Below are 19,425 nucleotides of genomic sequence, written 5' to 3' on the forward strand. Positions count from 1 at the left end.
CTCTTAATAAATGACCGGCTCGTCAACCGGACGACCAAAATCGGTTTTCAGGAAATCAAAGTCGCAGCCTTTGTCGGCTTGCTCGACATGCTTGGAAAAGACGAAGCCATAGCCGCGCTCATATTTTGGCTCAGGCGTCTGCCATGCTGCGCGACGAACCGCCAATTCATCTTCGGAAACCAGCATATTGAGGCTGCGGGCCGGAATATCGAGTTCGACCATATCGCCGGTTTTGAGCAAAGCCAGCGGCCCGCCGACGAAGGATTCCGGTGCCACATGAAGAACACAGGCACCAAAACTCGTGCCCGACATACGCGCATCTGAAATCCGCACCATATCCCGCAGGCCGAGTTTCAGCAGCGCTTTCGGCATCGGGATCATGCCCCATTCAGGCATCCCAGGGCCGCCTTGCGGGCCTGCATTACGCAACACAAGTACAGTTTCCGGCGTCAAAGCATAATCGGGATCGTCGATAATTTTTTTAAGTTCCGGATAGCTATCTGCGACAAGCGCAGGACCCGTATGGCGATGAAATTTCGGATCGCAGGCAGCAGGCTTGATCACAGCGCCGTCCGGGCAGAGATTACCCTTCAATACGGCAAGCGAGCCTTCATGATACACGGGGTTGGACAGAGGGCGAATAACGTCTTCGTTGAACACCTGCGCTTTTTCCAGCCCTTCCGTCAGCGGTTTTCCGGTGACATTGATGGCGGAGGGATCAAGCTTGTCACCGAGTTGTTTCATCAGTGCAAGGATACCACCTGCATAATAGAAATCCTCCATCAGATAGGTCGATCCCGATGGCCGGATATTGGCAATAACCGGCGTTGTACGCCCGATCCGATCCAGATCATCAAGCTCCAGCGACACACCAGCGCGGCGCGCCATGGCAATCAGGTGAATGATCGCATTGGTCGAACAGCCGGTTGCCATCGCGACAATGACGGAATTCTTGACAGCTGCGGGCGTGATGATCTGATCGGGTGTCAGGTCTTCCCAGACCATCTCGACGATGCGGCGACCACATTGGGTTGACATACGCTGGTGATTGGCATCAGGAGCAGGAATGGAGGATGCTCCGGGTAATGTCAGCCCCATCGCCTCGGCGATTACCGTCATGGTGGACGCTGTACCCATGGTCATGCAATGGCCATAACTACGCGCAATGCCGCCCTCTATACCCTGCCATTCTTCCTTGCCGATAGTGCCTGCACGGCGCTCGTCCCAAAACTTGAACATGTCTGTGCCTGATCCGAGCGTCTTGCCAGCGTAATTGCCACGCAGCATTGGACCAGCTGGCAGATAGATAAACGGATAGCCCGCACTGGTCGCACCCATGATGAGCGCCGGTGTGGTTTTGTCGCAACCGCCCATCAGCACCGCACCATCTATAGGATGCGAGCGTAAAAGCTCTTCCGTCTCCATCGCAAGCATGTTGCGGTAAAGCATGGTCGTTGGTTTGACATAGCTTTCCGACAATGAGAGTGCCGGAAGCTCAAGAGGAAAACCTCCCGCTTGCAGAATGCCGCGCTTCACCCACTCGACTCGGTCCTTGAAATGCGCGTGACAAGGTTGTGCATCCGACCAGGTATTGATGATCGCGATGATTGGCTTGCCTTCCCAATCCACCGGATCATAGCCCATCTGCATGGTTCTGGAGCGATGCCCTGATGAGCGCTGGTCATCTGGCAGCATCCAGCGCGCCGAACGCAGATCTTCATAGGCTTTTCTTGTCATTTCAATGCCTTCCCGAAAACTGCCCTGCACCCGCTGGTGCAAGAGCGCATGCTGAGAAAAAAGCCCCACCGGAGAGCGTTTCTCCGGGACTTAAGATTGTCATCGCGGCATCCACGCCGAGCGATGGCCGATTGATGGCATCCGGCAGATGGCTGACCGGCTCTGCGCAAAAGACAGCGCGATCTTGCGGATTGAACACATGGAGATGGCGCAAAGCACCCTCTCCTTTTAGCTTCAAACCCGTGCCTGTCTCAGGCCAGCGAATGAATGCGGTCCGGCTTTCCCAGCCCGTGAAGCAGCAATTCACCAAGAGCAATCGAGATAACGGCGGGGGCCCGCCCGGCGTGAAACTGTCTACAGGCACAGCACGACCTTCCGGCAAGCCACGTGCATCAAGTCTCGGCGCGCCCATTGAGGAAAACTCAAGCGTGGCTTTCGCCGTCTTGGTGAACCAAGGATGCAGGCCAATACCAAACGGCAACCGCGACGGACCATTGTTGCGGATGCTAAGAGATATGCGAAAGCCTTCAGGCAAAATGCATAGTTCCTGCTCCAGCCGATAAGTGTAGGGGTGATTCTCACCTGCAACTTCATCCACCAGAACCGCACGGTCTTTGGTTGACGACAGGACCTGTGCACTGTGCATCCGTGAAAAACCGTGAATGGCCATCCCTTCATCCGGCGCGTTGATAGGTAATTGAACAATCGCACCGTCAAAGGTGAAACGTCCGCCATCAATGCGGTTGGCAAAAGGTGCCATCACGAAGCATCCGGCCTTCAAACCAGTTTGCGGTGTGGTCAATGGCTCGACCAGATCGACCCATTCACCGTCAGGATGACGCCACTGCGCAGACAACAACGTTGCGCCATGGTGCGGGTCGATCCGCAAGCGATAATTATGGGCGTCGAGTTCAAGCACCACTCGCTCAATCCTCACGCGAGTAATCATGGGCGGTAAATGTGCCGCCTTGAAACCTACTCGATATGGGATCACCGGTTTCAGCCAGATCGCCAAAGCGGGCGGCATCGTCCTGCGGCACATAACCGATCAGCGCCGCATCGTCCTTTTCCCACCAGCGCGCAGCATTGGCAGAAACACCCCAGACGACCGCAACATCGGTTTTGGGTGCTTCAACCGCTGCAATCAAAAGCCGCACCAGATCGTCATGGGAGAGCCACGTCGAGAGATGTCGTGCCTCTGTCGGCTCTGGCACACAAGAGCCGATACGCAGATGCACGCTTTCAATCCCGTGCTTGTCGAACATCATGCGCCCAAGCAATTCGCCATAGGCTTTGGAAAGCCCGTAATAGCCATCCGGCTTATATGGCTCTTCCGTGCTCAACGTCTCGTCACGAGTATAAAAACCAATCGTGTGATTGGAACTTGCGAAAATAATCCGCTGTTTTTCCGCTCTCGCCGCCTCGAAAATATGCGTCACACCGATCAGATTGGCTGTCGCAACCAGATCATAGGGCTGCTCAACACTGATGCCGCCAAAGTGCAGGATCGCGTCGGTTCCACGCACCAGATCAGCGATTGCTGTCGCGTCAGTAAGATCAGCCTGAATAAACTCTGCCCCTTCAGGCAATTCATCGGGAAACGGCGCGATGTCGGAAAGCCGCAAGCGATAACCCGCTTGCGCCAGCCGTGGTGTCAGCACACGGCCCAGATTGCCGGATGCGCCGGTCAGGAGAAGTTTTTTCATCGGATCAAACTCCCTTCATTCTGGCGACTTTTGCGCCTGCTACATGTGCCTTTGCCAGATGCACTCCACCCGATTGCGGCGCATCGGGAGCGCCCAATCTATGCGAAGTAATTGCAATAAGCGTGAGATCAGGGCCGCAAAAGCATGGCATTGTCGGCGCAGGAACGGGAGCTGGAACACAATCAAGCAATGTGCCGTCACGATCAAAGCGGTTTAATACGCCCGCCGAGACCCCGGCGCTCCAATAGGTTCCTTCTGCGTCACAGGCCCCGCCGTCGGGCCGACCTGTTTCCTCATCAAGATCGCGAATGCGCTTGCGATTGTTGATCGAGCCGGTCGTGACATCAAAATCATATCGGTCGATCCAAGGCCCACGAGAATCCGTGTGAAACATGGTCGATCCGTCCGCAGTCCAGGCCAATCCATTGGAAATCTCAAAGCCTTCTGCCTTGAGTTCGGCTTTGCCATCAGCTTTCACGCGATAGAGTTTTGAGATCGGTTCGCGTTGCGGACGTGCATCCATGCTGCCAACCCAGAACGCGCCATCCGGCCCAACTTTGCCGTCATTAAGACGCGATGTTTCAGGCTCATCATAACCGTCCCAGATCGTCTGGCGCGCTTCGGTTTCAGGGTCAAACAAGATGATGTGACGCGCAAGAGAAATGACCAGTTTGCCGCTTTCAGCAAGCCCAAGGCACGGAACCTCTGCTTCAAAAGTCCATTCGCGCAACGGTCCCTTATCCAGATCAATCTCGTAGACTTTGCGTCCGTTGATATCACACGCGAACAGCGTTCCCCGGCGTTCATCCCAGACTGGGCTCTCCATCAGTTGTCCGCGTAAATCGGCTATACAGCGAAACGGTCCCATCATACGGCTTTCGTGCTGTGACGGATGACATCGGGATGGTCGAGAACGAAGTCCGACAATTCAAGCCCCAGCCCGGCGCCTTCGAACGGATAGATTACGCCCTTTTCAATCCGCGGCATCACTGTCACCAGATCGCGATACCACGAGGTGTAATAGGCCCGCACCGATTCCTGAAAAATCGCGTTGGGTGCATTCAAGGACAGATGAATTGAGGCCGCAAAAACCACGGGGCCGGTGCAGTCATGTGGCGCTATAGGCCGCTGAAAGGCTTCGGCCATAGTGGCGATTTTCTTCGCTTCCGAAAGCCCGCCACACCATGAAATATCGAGCATGACATAATCGGTAGCGTCGGTGCGCAGCACTTCAAGAAACTGCGCGCGCGTTGCCATGGTTTCGCTCGCACAGACAGGAATGCCAGACTGTTGCGCATAGACGGCAAGCGATTGCGGGTTCATCATCTTGATCGGATCTTCCGACCAGAATGGTCGAAAGGCTTTTAGTTCGCGGGCGATAGCAAGCGCCGAGGTCAAATCCCACATGGAATGAAACTCGACCATGATTTCCATTTTATCGCCAACCGCATCGCGGATCTGACGGAACGGAACCAGCGCCTTGTCGAGATCGGTAGCGTGAATGAAGTTACCGCCATTGGCCACAGCATAGGGATCGAAGGGCCAGATTTTCATCGCCGTAATGCCTTCCGACAGAAGACTTTCAGCCAAGGCCCCGGCATCACGATGAAATGCCAGCTGATCCTCATACGGACCTTCCTTCGCATCATCCTGATCACCGATATAACGACGCGCGCCGCTCTTGTTATAGGTATAACCGGCGCAGGTATTATAGGTACGGATCGACGGACGCGAAAGGCCACCCAGCAACTGATGGATCGGCTGATTGGTCAGTTTGCCAAAGATATCCCACAGCGCGATATCAATTGCGGAGGCCGCACGAATTTCAACGCCCGATGAACGGAAACCCACATAGGGTTCGAGCAGAAGCTTGGAAATGCGATCGATTTCCAGCGGGTTTTTCCCCACCAGTTGCGGCGCTATATCACTATGAATATAGGCTGCGACCGCATTGGCCCCGCGGAAAGTCTCGCCCAGCCCAACGATCCCTTCATCTGTGTGGACACGCACCCAAAGAATGTTATTGAGGTGCGGAAGCTGCACCGTTTCGATGGCCGTAATTTTCATCATGCACTCCGAGAAATGTTGGCCGCATCAATGGGCAGAAGGTTGACGGTTGCGTGCTACGATCTGCGTCGGATTAACGAAGCGCAGCGCCAGCAACAGCCAGACCAGTGATGTAACCATGTAGATTACTGCCATTGCGTCGATGGATTGAACCGAACGCACCCCTGCAGCAAAGACCGAATAATAAAGCGCCACGACCAATGTCTGTGATGTTGGCCCAGCCGTCAGGAAGGTCAGCTCAAACATGGCAACTGTGCGCACCAAAACCAGCAGCATGGCCGCCAGAATGCCCGGTGTCAGCATCGGCAAAAGCACATGCAGGAACAGTTTGAATGTGCCTGCGCCAAAGACCCGTGCCGCCGCTTCCACCTTGGGATCAATCTGTTCGATGAACGGCACCATCACCAGAATGACGAAAGGGACGGTCGGCACCAGATTGGCGAGAACCACGCCCCAGAAAGTGCCACCGACACCAAACTTGTAAAGCACAGTTGCAAGCGGGATACCGAAGGTGATTGGCGGCACAAGCAGCGGCAGCAGAAAGATCAGCAGCACGAACTTCTTGCCGGGAAAATCACGCCGCGCCATTGCATAAGCAGCCGTCACGCCCAGAAATCCGGACAGAATAACCACTGCAAAGACGACCTGAAATGTCACCAGCAACACCTGATCGAGCTGGAACTCTGCCCAGGCGGCTGCATACCAGCGCGTCGTGAAACCGTCCGGAAACCAGGTGCCAAGCCAGCGCGTACCGAAGCTTGAAACCACGACAGCAGTGATAACCGCCAGCACATTGAGGACGAAGAAGCCCGTCACAAGCCAGACAACGGTGATCCAGAGCTTTGAAAGGACAGATGTATCGCGGATCATGGTCTATCCTTTCCCGCCAGCGGTCGAACCGCGATAAAAGAGTGAACGAACCCCGAGCAATGCACCGACGACAAGCAACTGCACCGCCGCCATGATCATGGCGATGGAGGAGGCCATGGAGTCGTCATATTGTTCAAAGGCAGCTTGTGCTGCGGCAATGGAAATTACGCGTGTCGGTCCCGAAGGCGCACCCAACAGCACAGCGGAAGGAAACACGGCGAAGGCCTGCACGAAGGTGAGACACGCAGCCACCACCAGCCCCGGCACCAGAAGCGGCAGCATGACATGGCGGAAGCGTTGCCAGCTGTTTGCTCCGTGCGTTGCTGCCGCCCGCTCAAGTGCGGGATCAATCCCGGTTATGTAGGACAGTGTCAGCAGGAACGTAAAAGGGAAAACCGTGATCACCAGAGAGGCGAACACGCCCCAATAGTTGTTGGTGAGTTTGAGCGGATTCTCGATAAAGCCGATAGCGATAAGACTGCGGCTGAACCAACCCTGTGGTCCCAGATAATTCAAAAGCCCTTCGGCAATCAACACTGTACCCAATGTCACGGGCAGCACGAGGATCGTCGTCAGAAGGCGCTGCTTGCGCATCAGCCGCACACGCATGGCAATCGGGACTGCAAACAGAACACTGATCAGTGTCACCGGAATCGCCAGCCAGAGTGTCGCGCCGATAGTCTTGTAAAGATAAGGATCGGAGAAGAACTTGCGGTAATTGGCCAGCGCTCCACCACCATCAAGCGGATTAAACGACAGCACCAGACCGTAGAGAAATGGATAGATGAAAACACCGATCACAAAAAGCAGTGCAGGCAGGATCAGCAGCGTGACACCGTCGAAACCACGATTGGCAAGCCGCTGACGCAAACCGGGTTTGAGCGTTGTATCGGAAAAACGTTCTTCCGCCATGGCTTAAGCCTCGCCCGCAAAGACCAGTGCGTGACTCGCATCGATGCCAAGCGTGATAATTGCCCCGGGTCCAACCTCCTGCGGGCCATGAAAGACCATTTCCATACCGGTTTCGGTGCGGGCTATGCCGACATATTCGCGCCCGCGATATTCAATCGTCTCGATGGTCGCCTCAATCGTATTGCGACCTTTTTCGCCGGAAATCACATCGTCGCCACGTGCCATCAGAACCGCATTGCTGCCAGGTGTAAGCGGATCCATTGCGCGCCCAGTCAGTTCCGTGCCCGCAACGGCGATTGTGGCCCGACCATCTTCAACGCGCACCACCTTGCCATGCAGCGCATTACGGAAGCCCATGAAGGCGGCAACATCGAGATAACGCGGTTGCTCGTAAAGCTCGTGCGGTGTGCCAACCTGCCGGATTTCACCATCGCGCAGCACTACAATGCGGTCTGCCAGCGACAAAGCCTCATCCTGATCATGGGTGACATAGATGGTGGTTGAACCCAACTGGTTATGAATGCGGCGGATTTCAGCGCGCATTTCCAGTCGCAACTTTGCGTCGAGATTTGAAAGCGGTTCATCCATCAGCACCAGTGGCGGCTCGATAACGATAGCACGCGCTATGGCAACACGTTGCTGCTGTCCGCCTGACAACTGGCCGGGAAGCTTTTCTTCCTGTCCCTGCAAACGCACCAGTGCAAGTGCTGCACGTGACCGTTTCTCGACCTCGCTTTTGGCAAGTCCGCGCATTTTCAGGCCAAAGCCGACATTTTGCAGGACATTCATATGGGGAAAGAGGGCGTAGTTCTGGAACACCATGCCAAAGCCGCGATCCTCGGGCTTCAACTGATCCACGCGCTTGTCATCGATATAGATGCCCCCGCCAGTCGTGCCCAAAAGACCTGCGATGCAATTGAGAGCCGTGGACTTTCCGCAGCCTGACGGACCGAGAAGAGCGATGAACTCGCCTTTGCCGATCGTGAGGTTAATCTCCCGCAGCGCGTTAAAAGTTCCAAATGAGCGGCTCATTCGGTCGAGCCGAAGTTCTTGAAAGGACATTGACGCAAGCACCGTAAATTGAGTGGTGTAATCTTAGGCGGCTAATGGCGGACCGATAGGATCCGCCATTGACGCTTTCGAGAAGCCTCAGCTGGCAGCGACGTCTTCGTCCCAGCGACGGAAGGCTGCGACGAGCGCTTCAGGCTCAAGCGGCAACTCAATCGGATTATTCGCAATCCAGTCGGCGTATTCAGGACGACCGAATTCGGCAATCACATCCTGACTTTCCTTCGGCGCCATCTCGATGGTGACATCCTTCACCGCTGGTCCCGGATAGAAGTAGCCAGCATCGTAGGAATAGGCCTGCTGATCCGGCTTGAGCGCGAATTTGATGAACTCCATCAGAACCGCGATCTTTTCTTCGGACACACCTTTTGGAATGGCGAAATAATGCGCGTCGCAAACCCAATGGAAGCCCTCAAGCTTGCTGACTGCCATCTCCTTTGGCACCACACCAAGCGCGCGCGGATTGATGTCCCAACCCGTTGTGGTCGCCGTCATATAGCGTGTGCCTTCGCCGAGCTCTTTCATAAGAGCGCCGGTTCCAGCTGGATAATATTCGATATTCTTGTGTAATTCCTTGAGATAGGCCCAGGTCTTGTCCCAGCCCTTGACCGGATCTTTCGGATCGCTGTCACCGAGCAGATAAGGCAGCCCCATCAGGAATGTACGCCCAGGACCGGAATTTGCCGGGCGGGCATAAATGAACTTGTTCGGATTTTCCTTGGTCCAGGCGAGAAGCTCTTCCGCCGTTTTTGGCGGTGTCTTCACCTTGTCGGGATGATATTCCAGCAATGGGCCTGACGGGTAATAAGACACAACGACGCCCTTACCCTTCGACATTTCCTGCATGCGCCAGGCTGGTTCAAGATAGACGTCCTGCAACTTTGGCAGGCCGTTATCTGGAAGAGCGATGATATCGGTCCAGATATCATCAGCCAGCCCTGCTGAAAGGGCGTCTGGGCCAATAATTACCAGATCAATATCGATCCGGTTGGCACGCTGCTGCGCCTTGATCTTGCCGGGCAATTCCGGTGCCGGTGCTTTGTTAAAAGTGAAACGCGATACCAGTGCCTTTTGTTCTGACGCGAAGTTATCGAAAATCGGCTGCGTCAGTGCCAGATTACCGGCAGCGTCGATCACGTTCAAGGCGACAGGCGACGATGGCAGTTTGGCCGATTGCGCCCATGCGGCACCCTTGGGCAATAAAAGCCCTGCACCGGTCGCAAGCCCTGCGCCCGCCATGAATGTGCGGCGTGAAATTCCTTTGGTCATGCTCTCCTCCAATTTTTTAATTGTCCAGCGCGCACCGCTTCCTCCCGCGTTACGCGCTGGTTTTCTAGTTTTCAGACAATTGCATCGGTCTCCCAACCTGCAACGACCTTTTCGAGTATCTTGCGGTCAGCCGTTTCGAGTTTCGGCAAGCCCGGAAGCCGAACATCACCGACAGCAATACCTTGAATTTGCAGTGCTTCCTTGACCACTGTGACGTTTGCACCATTGCGATATTTGGTTCGCATGGTTTCAAAATCAGCGATGCTCTCAACAACCTCGCGGGCGCGGGCATAATCGCCAGCTTCAAGCGCGTTCCAGACAGCCAGCGAACGTTCCGGCGCGACATTGACAAGACCGGACGTAAAGCCACGACCGCCAAGCGCGTAGAACGGCAGCGCCCAGCTTTCCGCCAGACCACAAATCCAGGTCGCGTCCGTCCCCTTGGTTGCGCGGCAGCACTCAAAGAACAACATGGTGTTCTGCGAGGCGAATTTGACGCCCGCGACCTTCGGATGCGTTGCCAGACGCACCATTTCGTCAAGCGGGATCAGATCGGAGCGGATATAGGCCACGATCGGCAGATCAATCGCCTCAGCAATTTCAATGAAGTAATCAACCTGCGCATGAGGCGCAGCAAAAGGATCAAGCGGATGATGGATCATCACGCCATCGGCCCCTTCGGCCTGAGCGGCTTTTGAAACCTTGATTGCATCACGCACGGAACGACCGGCCGCAGCTGTCACTGCGGCCTTACCATTCGCAGCCTTCACCGCGATGGCCTGCAAGCGGATCACCTCGTCCACAGTCATGCTGTAGAACTCGCCAGTATTGCCGCCGGTGACGATATTATGCACACCTGCCTTGGCGATCCGCTCGACAATTTTCGCCGTCAAAGCGGCGTTGATTTCACCATCTGCATTATAGGCAGTCGCATGCACGCCCGAGATGCCTCGCAGCACCCGGCGGTATTCGGCTAAATTCATTATACCCTCCCAGGTACTGGTCAGAAGACCAGTTCGATATGTGTATCCCCCGCCTTCACGATGTGCTCCCGCATCAATCGCTCGGCCAAATCGCCGTTTCTTGCAGTAATCGCCTGCATAATCGCTTCATGTTCACCAAACGATTGCCTGCGCACATCTTCACGTGACAACACCGTCACCCGTGCTGCATGGTCATACATGCGCTGCGCGTTTTGCAGCCGCCGCAGATATTCGCATCCCGACGCCTCATGAATGGCATCATGAAACTTCTCATTGAGTTCGATCAGCGCATCCACATCACCGGATTCCACTGCTGCCCGCATTTCCTCAATAACCGCACGCAGAAACACAAAAGCGTCTTCACCGCCATGCTTTGCAGCCTGCCGTGCAATGATGCTTTCAAGGGCAGCACGCGCCAGCGTCATCTCTTCGGCCTGCCGCGCATTGAACGACACAAATGTCCCGCGCCGCGCTTCCGTGCGGACCAGCCCCTCACCTTCAAGCTGACGCAACGCCTCTTTAAGCGGGCTGGTGCTGATACCCAGATCAGCTGCCAATTGCCGCTCATTCAATCTGTCACCGGATTTCAAACGCCCCGAAATAATCGCCTCGCGAAGATCGTCATGAACATGATCTCTGAGGCTCTTCACCTTGATCGGTGAAAATGGGGAAACGTTATCACGCAAGGGCGCACCTGACTGTCATCCGAAACTACGAGATGATCTTGGAGTACGTGGATTGATATGTCAATATCTGATGTATCAGGCATCAGATATTTGATTGCGGCGTTATCCTGAGATGAACAAAACTCATAATAGATTGAATTTATTATATTTTCATCCAAATCAAAAAATGGCTGTCATAAGCGGCAAACCAAATCGCCATTAATGACAGCCAGAAAAAGGCAGAAACTTTGCAATTAGCGGGCTAAACCTGCCGCCATCAAATACTGCACTGACTGCTGGATTTTGTTCTTGTCGCGCAGTTCAAGCATCAGGCGCGGATTGCTCTCAAGCTTCGACAAAGCAGCAAAGACTGCGTGCCAGCGGATCGTGCCTTCACCGATTGCCCAATGGCGATCTGCATGACCGTCTGCATCCTGAAGATGTACATGCTCAAGACGGTTTCCTGCACGACTGATGAAATAATCCACCGGATGAGCGCCCATGGAGCCATAGGCAAAATGCGCGTGGCCCGTGTCGACAGATACCGCAACAGAGTTTGAGTGGAAGCTATCGGCCAGAATGCGACGGGCATCGGGATCGATATCTTCGATGTTTTCGATCACCAGTGTGCAACCGATTTCTTCTGCGCGTTCGACGACCAGAGCGAGTGTGTCTTGGGCGTAATCGACGATGTTCTGCGCACTTTCCGGTACATTGTCGCGATTGTTGTTAAACCAGAAATTATAAGGGCTGTGCACGACCATCTGCGTTGCACCGATATATTCGCAGACTTCCAGACCCTTGAGATAACGCTCACGCACAACTGTGCGAATGTCTTCATCCGGGTTCGACATATTGAGCCCCCAGAACGGGCCATGGATGCCGAGACGACCCTGATAGCCGTCCAGCAGCGTCTTGATACGGTTTGCCGGTGTTTTCCAGTCACCCTTCAACAGGCCGACATCAAAGAAATCCTGAATTTCCAGATCGCGGTTTTCCGACAGGATAAACTCAAGATGGTTTTCGAGATACGACAATGGCACGGCTGCGCCGAGCAGCGGCAGATCAGACATGGTGTTCTTCCTGAAATTGACAGAGTAAGGTTTGTAGTGCTGGGATTTGTCAGGCGGGCTGTTTTGAGAGAGCGAGGCGGGAAGCAATCACCAGATCTGGACTATCCGACGTGATGTAAGCGACATCGCGTTGCATCCAACGGTCAATCAGGTCGCGCTCGTTGAGCGTCCACACGCCGAGACGTTCGTTTGGAAACAGCGACGTAATGCGCTCAAACTCAGCTTCGAACAGCGCATGATGAACGCCGACATATTGAACCAGTGGTTCGACGCTCGCAAAGAAATGCTCAAGCCCGCCATTGCGCTCAACCCATTCAGTGTTGAGCGACATCAGTCGCTCGATATCCGGTGCAACTTCGGCGCAGCGCTCAACGACACTGCGGTCAAAGGAATGCAGAACGACCCGCTCTTCAATGCCACGTTGCCTGATGATTTCGACGGCCTTTTCGACCAGTCCTTCATAAGGCTTGCCGTCAGAGCCTGACTTCAGCTCGACATAAAGCTTGAGTTCGGGTCTCGCCGCAAACACATCCAGCACTTCCTCGAAAGTCGGAATGCTATCCTCGGTCACATTGCCCTGCTCGTCTTTAAGACGAATGGAGCGGCGGGCATTGTCATCCAAATCGCGGACAGAACCGTGAGCGTCTGTGGTACGCTCCAGCGTGCTGTCATGGATAACCAAAATCTGTCCGGCACTGGTCAAGTGTAGGTCGAACTCGACACTATCGACATCCAGCTTCAGTACATTTCTGAAACCCGTCAGCGAGTTTTCAGCCCACAGATTGCGCGCACCACGATGCGCCATGATCTTTATCATTGCGATATTCCTATTGAACTGTTGGGTCCAGCTTGTCGCGCAGCCAGTCCCCGAGGAGTGAAATTGAAAGGGTGGTCAGTACGATCACCAGCGCCGGTGCCAGCATGATCCACGGTGCCTGCGTGAGATATTCGCGCGCAAAGCCAACCATGTTGCCCAAAGATGTGGCCGGGGGCTGCACGCCCAAACCAAGAAAGGAAAGCCCGGATTCCATCAGGATAATTTCCGGGAAAGTCAGCGTCATCGACACGATCAGCGTCGAGGCGACATTGGGCAGAATGTGATGAAAATAGACACGGAACGGCGAGGCGCCCAACTGCACCACGGCACTGGCATAGCCCTGCGCACCGGCAGAAATCGCAAGCCCGCGTGCAATGCGCGCATAACGTTCCCAGCCATAAAAACCCATCAGACAGATCAGCAGCGTCAGCGAGTTGCCGAAGAAGGCAAGAACTGCCAGAGCCAGTACCATGAACGGAAGTGCCGCCTGAAAATCCGCCAGCATCAGCACCACCTGCTCTACCCAGCCACGAAAGCGGGCGGCAAGAAAACCGAGCAGCGTTCCAAAAAATGCTGAGAGAATCGTCGCGCCAAATGCGATGATCAGCGATACTCGGATCGACTGGATGAGACGCGAATAGACATCGCGGCCAAGCTCATCCGTCCCCAGCCAATGTCCGGGCGTGCCAAACGGAACCAGCCGCGCCATCAGGTCCATTTTGGTGATTGGATATGGCCGCAAAAAATCGGCGAAGAACACCACAAAAAGCATCAGTCCAAGCCAGAAAATCGCGAATGCAACACTTGCAGGCACTGATTTGCGTAGACGTTTAATAAGCCCCGGTGCCCGGATTGCGGTCGTGCTATCGATAGCGGCGCTGGTCATCATCTGCCCTTTAAAGCGGAACGCATCCTTGCGATGCGCTTTAAGTTCTTATGTTTACGCATGTCGTTATCGGAAAACCGGTTCCCACTTTTCCGCGACATATTCTGTATTCACGCATATCGTTATCGGAAAACCGGTTCCCACTTTTCCGCGACATGCTTTAATGCGCAGCCTTTGATCTCAGGCGTGGATCAAGAACGCCGTAGAGAACATCGACAATGAGGTTGGAGACAACCATGCAGCTGGCAATCATCAGAAGAAGGCACTGCACGACGGCGAGGTCTCGGTTCGCAACTGAAACAACAAGCAGACGTCCGACGCCGGGCCACGAAAAGATGGTCTCGACAACAACCGCACCCGCAATCAGCGATCCGACCATGAAGCCGACAATTGTCACAATCGGTACAGAAGCATTGGGCAGTGCGTGTTTCCACACGACATCGTGCCAGCTGACACCCTTGGCGGAAGCTGTGCGGATATAAGGACTGCCAAGCACTTCGATCATTGCCGAACGCGAGAACCGCGCCAGAATTGCCGTGCCGCCGATGGCAATCGTCATTGTGGGCAAAATGCCATGGACCCACGTATCGCTGCCGCCGGATGGCAGAACGCCGAGTTGGATCGAGAAGATCAGAACCAGCACCAAACCAAGCACAAAGGACGGCACCGTAAAGCCAAGAATGGACAGCGTGATTACGCCACGATCCGCAAAGCCCTGCCGATGCAAGGCCGCATAAACACCTGCCGGAATGCCAAGGCCCAGCTTGATGATCAACGCGGGAATCGTAATTTGAAGCGTGGCGGGTATGCGTTGCAGCACCAGATCGATGGCCGATGCCTTGTCTCGCATGGAGACACCGAAGTCGAAGCTCAATATCCCCTTGAGATAAGAGATATATTGAAGCCACAGCGGGTCATCCAGCCCCCAGGCCTTGCGAAACGCATCAATGGATTCCTGCGGCGCATCTGGACCGAGCATGATCTGCGCCGGATCGCCCGACATGCGCAAAACCACGAAAGCGAAGGTCATGACCAGAAACACCGTGACCAGCGCGCGAAAAAGACGGGACGCTACATAAGATAACATTCAGGCCTCACGCCGCGGTTTTGACCGGCTCGACAAAATGACAAGCGGTCCGTCGGTCGTAACCGGAAACTTCAAGTTCTGGCATTGCTGTCGGACACTGGAAGCCAGCAATCGGACAGCGCGGATGGAAAACGCATCCCTCCGGTCGGTTGGCAGGATTTGGCGGCTCGCCCTTGAGGATCATGCGGTGCTCAAGCCGCTTTCCCGGAATTGGTACCGAGGAAACCAGTGCTTTGGTGTATGGATGCTGCGGCGTTTCAAAAATCACACCGGAACTTGCTTCCTCGACAATTTTACCGAGATACATGACCGCCACACGGTCGCAGATATTGCGCACGACCTTGAGGTCGTGACTGATGAAAATCATGGCGACGCCGTGCCTGTCCTGCAGATCGCGCAGCAGATTGACGACCTGCGCTTGAATGGAAACATCAAGCGCCGAAACCGGCTCATCGCACACCAGCAATCGCGGGCTTGTGGCCAAAGCACGTGCGATGATGACGCGCTGACGCTGGCCACCCGACAATTCATGCGGATAGCGGTCGCCCTGATCGCGTCTCAACCCTACCGATATCATCAGCTCATCAACACGATCTTTCAGCTCCGCACCTTTGGCCATGCCATGTATCTGTAAAGGCTCACCGATTTGCGCAGCAATGGTCAGGCGGCGATCAAGGGCCGCGAGCGGGTCCTGAAACACCAGCTGCATCTGCGCGCGAAGCTTACGCCATTCGAGCGTATTGCGCGGTGGCAACGGCTTGCCATCAAAAAACACTTGGCCTTCAGTGGCATCATCGATGCCCAGCAACATACGACCGAGCGTCGACTTTCCGCAGCCAGATTCACCCACAATGCCAAGAGTCTCGCCCGGCTGAATGCACAAGCTCACGCTATCGACTGCCTTAACCGGATCGGTCTTTTTGAAGACGCCGCCGCCCTGATAGGTGCGAACGAGATTACGGGCTTCAAGAAGGAAACTCATGCTGCCGCTCCTTCCGCACCGATGGTGCGATGGGCGTTTCCTGCCTCGATGAATGTGGTCTTAATCACATCAACCGCGTTGAAGCAGGCGACTTTCTGCGCGTTCAACTGCCGAAGCTCGGGATTATGTTTTTCACATTGCTCAGTTGCCTGCGAACAGCGCGGCGCAAAGGCGCAGCCTTGCGGCAAGTGTCGGGGATCAGGGACGGTGCCCGGAATGGCGCGCAGCCTTTCGCGACCGCCATCCAGCCGCGGAATAGCATCAAACAGACCCAAAGTATAAGGATGCTTCGGCGTCTCAAACAATTCCGACGTTTGTGCAGTTTCCACGATACGACCGGCATACATGACGCATACCCGCTCGCATATCTGGCTGACGGCCCCCAAATCATGGCTGATGAACACAATCGCCATGCCGGTTTCCTGCCTGATCTGGTTCAGAAGATCGAGAATTTGCGCCTGAATGGTGACATCAAGTGCTGTGGTCGGCTCATCCGCAATCAACACATCCGGCTCTCCAGCGAGAGCAATGGCGATCATGATGCGCTGACACTGGCCGCCGGAAAATTCATGCGGAAAGAGATCGACTCGACGCGCGGCATCGGGAATGCCAACCCGTTCCATAAGCCTGATCGCTTCAAGACGGGCAGCGTTGCCCTTCAATCCCCGATGAAGGGAAAGGGATTCCACGATCTGCGGACCAACTTTCTTGACCGGATTGAGCGAGGAACTTGGGTCTTGAAAAATCATTGCGATGCGACCGCCGCGAACGCTTTCCTGCACGTGACGCGGTGCATCGATGAGCTGTTGACCATCAACGACCACTGAACCGGAGACCGATGTCTTGCCCGGCAAAAGACCAAGGGCTGCAAGCCAGGTTACAGATTTTCCGCAGCCGGATTCACCAACCAGACCCAGAGTTTCACCCCGGTCGATGTCGAGATTGATACCGTGCAGAACCTGCACACCGCTGAAAGAAACCTTTAAATCCCGAATGGAGACGAATGCCACCGTCTTCTCCTTTCGCTCGGTCAATCGCGGTTACTGGCGATTTTCAGATGCATTTCATGAAAAGAAAAATGGCTGACGCGTAAACGCGTCAGCCGTTCATCAGGATCAGACGTTCCAGTTGTTTGAACGGAAATCCATGGCGAAGGCCGGAGCGGCTTTCCACTTCAGTTCCTTCTTCATGCCGGTGAACACAGCATTCTGATGCAGCACGCTGTAAACCGGATCTTCGCGCTCACAGATTTCAAGCATACGCTTGATCGCCTTCTTGCGCTCTCCGCGATCTGTCGAGGTTTCCATGATGACCGACAGCTTGTTGATCTCGTCGTTCGACCAGTCCTTCTTCTGCTGGACTTCGCCGTTCGGGCCAAACTGCACCACCATCGGTGTGATCGGATCGTTGATGTTGTTGGATGCCGACCAGTCGCGAACACCCTTGGTGCCTGCCGGATCATGGATTTGCGCCCAGTTTTCCTTCATCTCGATCTCGACATTCAGACCAACCTGCTTCCACATTTCAACGAGAACCTGAGCAGTCGGGGTCTGGTTGGTATAGTAGTTGTTGAGCAGACGGTAAGGGATCGCATCGCCCTTATAATTGGCCTGCCTGAGCAGATCGCGGGCGAGTTCCGGGTCGAACTGTGGTGGTTCCCAGCCTTCGATGAACATATCGGAGGTGCGGAAGCTTTCAAACTGCAGACCAGCAGGCACAACAGTCTGACCGGCCCAGAGCGAATCCACGATTGCCTGACGGTCGATCGAATGAGTCATCGCGCGGCGAACCAGCGGATCGCGCAGCACTTCATTCTGCGTGTTGAAAATCGTCGTGCGATGGTTCCAGATGGTCGAGCTCTGGACTTCGAGACCCGGATTGTTCGCAACATTGCCGATCTGATCTGGTGGAAGATCGCAGGCGAAGTCATACTGACCGGAAATCAAACCGTTTACGCGGCTTGCAACTTCCGGCACTTCGACGAAGCGGATCTGCTGCAATGGCGGGCGACCGCCCCAATATTCGTCGTGCGCTTCAAGCACCAGTTCTACGTCTGGCTTATAGTCAGCAACCTTGTAAGGGCCGGTTGTGACTGGCTTACGAGCCCAATCGGTATAGGACTTTGCTTCGTTCCAGGCGCGCTTGTTGGCAATCTGCGAACCGAAGGCGTAGAGGCGGCCTTCAAGTGTGACGTCAGGTGTCGCATTGTGGAAACGCACGGTATATTTGTCGACAGCTTCGACACCGCGAAGGGCTGGCCACAGGCGACGCGAAATGCCCGGAATTGCAGCTGGCAGTTCTTTTTCGGTCTGCGGCTTGAAGTTTGCTTCGTAAAGCGTCTTGCCGCCCGATGGCTCAGTACCTGCAAAAAGGCGCTCATCGGAGAACGAGAAAACCACGTCTTCAGCCGTCAGTTCATCGCCATTGTGGAACTTGACGCCCTGACGCAGCTTCAACTCAATGGTCTTGTCATCAAGACGCTTCCACTCGGTGGCAAGGCCGGGAACAGGTCCCTGATTGCCCATCCAGTCACGCAGGATGAGACCTTCCCACAAATTCGGGAAGAAGACACGCTCGCCAACATTCGACTGCTCGTTCCAGATGTCGAGCGTGTTGTTGTTGGTGATCTTCTGCACCGCGATCGTGATCGAGCGGCGCTGGTTGGCGCGAACGATGCCCGGCAAGACGAAAGTGCCGGCAGCAGCTCCCATCAAACCCAATGCGTGACGACGATTAATAAGCATGCTTTACCCCGAACGATGGCGACCGCCGGATGAACGACGGCCAGCTTTGAGACTGCACGGGGAATAGGCCTCATTTGTAACAGTATTTTCTCAGTTCATTGAAGCTTTCTTGAATGCTTGCGCTTTTGAGGCAGCATGAGCGCAACAAAAAACCCGGCACAAAGGCCGGGTTTTGTCAGAAATCAGAAGCTTGCTGATTAAGCAGCAGAAGCCTTGATCCAGTCGGCAAGGCGGCTCTTTGGAGCAGCGCCAACCATGTTGGCGGCGAGTTCGCCGTCCTTGAACATCAGCAGTGTTGGGATCGAACGCACGCCGAACTGTGCGGCGAGTTCTGGATTTTCGTCGATATTGATCTTGGCGATCTTAACCTGACCAGCCATTTCAGCGGCGATTTCGTCCAGAGCAGGAGCGATCATCTTGCAAGGACCGCACCATTCAGCCCAGAAATCCACGACGACTGGCTCGCTCGACTGAAGAACGTCCGACTGAAAATTGCTGTTATCGACCTTTACGGTTGCCATAGGGCTATCCTCATATCTGTTTGAGAGCATAAGACTCA

19 protein-coding genes are annotated in these 19,425 nt (G+C 54.8%); all 19 read right to left on the reverse strand.

The window, feature by feature from the left end:
* Nucleotides 1-3: 3 nt before the first annotated feature.
* Nucleotides 4-1,737, reverse strand: a complete 1,734-nt coding sequence (gene araD, locus QBD00_RS05600) for an L-arabinonate dehydratase (protein ID WP_318578864.1) — start codon at nt 1,735-1,737, stop codon at nt 4-6.
* Between the two features lies 1 nt (nt 1,738).
* Nucleotides 1,739-2,659 carry a hypothetical protein gene (locus QBD00_RS05605; RefSeq protein ID WP_318578865.1) on the reverse strand — a complete coding sequence of 307 codons (921 nt, stop codon included), beginning with the start codon at nt 2,657-2,659 and terminating at the stop codon, nt 1,739-1,741.
* 4 nt (nt 2,660-2,663) lie between these two features.
* Entirely contained in the window at nt 2,664-3,443 is a 780-nt protein-coding gene (locus QBD00_RS05610) for an NAD(P)-dependent oxidoreductase (RefSeq protein WP_318578866.1), read from the reverse strand.
* A gap of 4 nt (nt 3,444-3,447) precedes the next feature.
* Nucleotides 3,448-4,314: an SMP-30/gluconolactonase/LRE family protein gene (locus tag QBD00_RS05615; protein WP_318578867.1), complete on the reverse strand. Its 867-nt coding sequence runs from the start codon at nt 4,312-4,314 to the stop codon at nt 3,448-3,450.
* Nucleotides 4,311-5,510 carry a mandelate racemase/muconate lactonizing enzyme family protein gene (locus QBD00_RS05620; protein ID WP_318578868.1) on the reverse strand — a complete coding sequence of 400 codons (1,200 nt, stop codon included), beginning with the start codon at nt 5,508-5,510 and terminating at the stop codon, nt 4,311-4,313. The genes QBD00_RS05615 and QBD00_RS05620 overlap by 4 nt, the downstream gene beginning before the upstream one ends.
* A gap of 27 nt (nt 5,511-5,537) precedes the next feature.
* The gene (locus QBD00_RS05625) at nt 5,538-6,380 is read right to left on the reverse strand and encodes an ABC transporter permease (protein ID WP_024898404.1); all 843 of its coding nucleotides are present in this window, start codon (nt 6,378-6,380) and stop codon (nt 5,538-5,540) included.
* 3 nt (nt 6,381-6,383) lie between these two features.
* Nucleotides 6,384-7,292: an ABC transporter permease gene (locus tag QBD00_RS05630; protein WP_264230441.1), complete on the reverse strand. Its 909-nt coding sequence runs from the start codon at nt 7,290-7,292 to the stop codon at nt 6,384-6,386.
* Nucleotides 7,293-7,295: 3 nt separating this feature from the next.
* Nucleotides 7,296-8,354 (reverse strand): ABC transporter ATP-binding protein, encoded by a 1,059-nt coding sequence (locus tag QBD00_RS05635; protein ID WP_318578869.1) that lies wholly within the window; start codon nt 8,352-8,354, stop codon nt 7,296-7,298.
* 87 nt (nt 8,355-8,441) lie between these two features.
* Complete coding sequence (locus tag QBD00_RS05640; RefSeq protein ID WP_264230440.1) at nt 8,442-9,629, reverse strand: extracellular solute-binding protein; 1,188 nt, start codon at nt 9,627-9,629, stop codon at nt 8,442-8,444.
* A gap of 71 nt (nt 9,630-9,700) precedes the next feature.
* Entirely contained in the window at nt 9,701-10,612 is a 912-nt protein-coding gene (locus tag QBD00_RS05645; RefSeq protein WP_095447728.1) for a dihydrodipicolinate synthase family protein, read from the reverse strand.
* Between the two features lie 20 nt (nt 10,613-10,632).
* Nucleotides 10,633-11,298, reverse strand: a complete 666-nt coding sequence (locus tag QBD00_RS05650) for a GntR family transcriptional regulator (protein ID WP_095447727.1) — start codon at nt 11,296-11,298, stop codon at nt 10,633-10,635.
* A gap of 233 nt (nt 11,299-11,531) precedes the next feature.
* Nucleotides 11,532-12,350: a sugar phosphate isomerase/epimerase family protein gene (locus QBD00_RS05655; RefSeq protein WP_318578870.1), complete on the reverse strand. Its 819-nt coding sequence runs from the start codon at nt 12,348-12,350 to the stop codon at nt 11,532-11,534.
* A 49-nt stretch (nt 12,351-12,399) separates the two neighbouring features.
* On the reverse strand, nt 12,400-13,167 hold the full coding sequence (locus QBD00_RS05660; protein WP_318578871.1) for a glycerophosphodiester phosphodiesterase family protein: 768 nt from the start codon (nt 13,165-13,167) through the stop codon (nt 12,400-12,402).
* A 10-nt stretch (nt 13,168-13,177) separates the two neighbouring features.
* Entirely contained in the window at nt 13,178-14,053 is an 876-nt protein-coding gene (locus QBD00_RS05665; RefSeq protein WP_318578872.1) for an ABC transporter permease, read from the reverse strand.
* A gap of 160 nt (nt 14,054-14,213) precedes the next feature.
* Nucleotides 14,214-15,140: an ABC transporter permease gene (locus QBD00_RS05670; RefSeq protein WP_318578873.1), complete on the reverse strand. Its 927-nt coding sequence runs from the start codon at nt 15,138-15,140 to the stop codon at nt 14,214-14,216.
* 7 nt (nt 15,141-15,147) lie between these two features.
* A complete protein-coding gene (locus tag QBD00_RS05675) occupies nt 15,148-16,122 on the reverse strand; it encodes an oligopeptide/dipeptide ABC transporter ATP-binding protein (RefSeq protein WP_318578874.1) in 975 nt (324 codons plus the stop codon).
* Nucleotides 16,119-17,132, reverse strand: a complete 1,014-nt coding sequence (locus QBD00_RS05680; protein WP_318578875.1) for an ABC transporter ATP-binding protein — start codon at nt 17,130-17,132, stop codon at nt 16,119-16,121. Before QBD00_RS05680 ends, QBD00_RS05675 begins: the two co-directional genes overlap by 4 nt.
* Nucleotides 17,133-17,237: 105 nt before the next feature.
* Nucleotides 17,238-18,866 carry an ABC transporter substrate-binding protein gene (locus tag QBD00_RS05685; protein WP_318578876.1) on the reverse strand — a complete coding sequence of 543 codons (1,629 nt, stop codon included), beginning with the start codon at nt 18,864-18,866 and terminating at the stop codon, nt 17,238-17,240.
* A 197-nt stretch (nt 18,867-19,063) separates the two neighbouring features.
* The gene (gene trxA, locus QBD00_RS05690; protein WP_318578877.1) at nt 19,064-19,387 is read right to left on the reverse strand and encodes a thioredoxin; all 324 of its coding nucleotides are present in this window, start codon (nt 19,385-19,387) and stop codon (nt 19,064-19,066) included.
* Nucleotides 19,388-19,425 lie beyond the last annotated feature (38 nt).

The sequence above is a fragment of the Ochrobactrum sp. AN78 genome (assembly GCF_029909885.1).
GTDB classification, from domain to species: Bacteria; Pseudomonadota; Alphaproteobacteria; order Rhizobiales; family Rhizobiaceae; genus Brucella; species Brucella quorumnocens.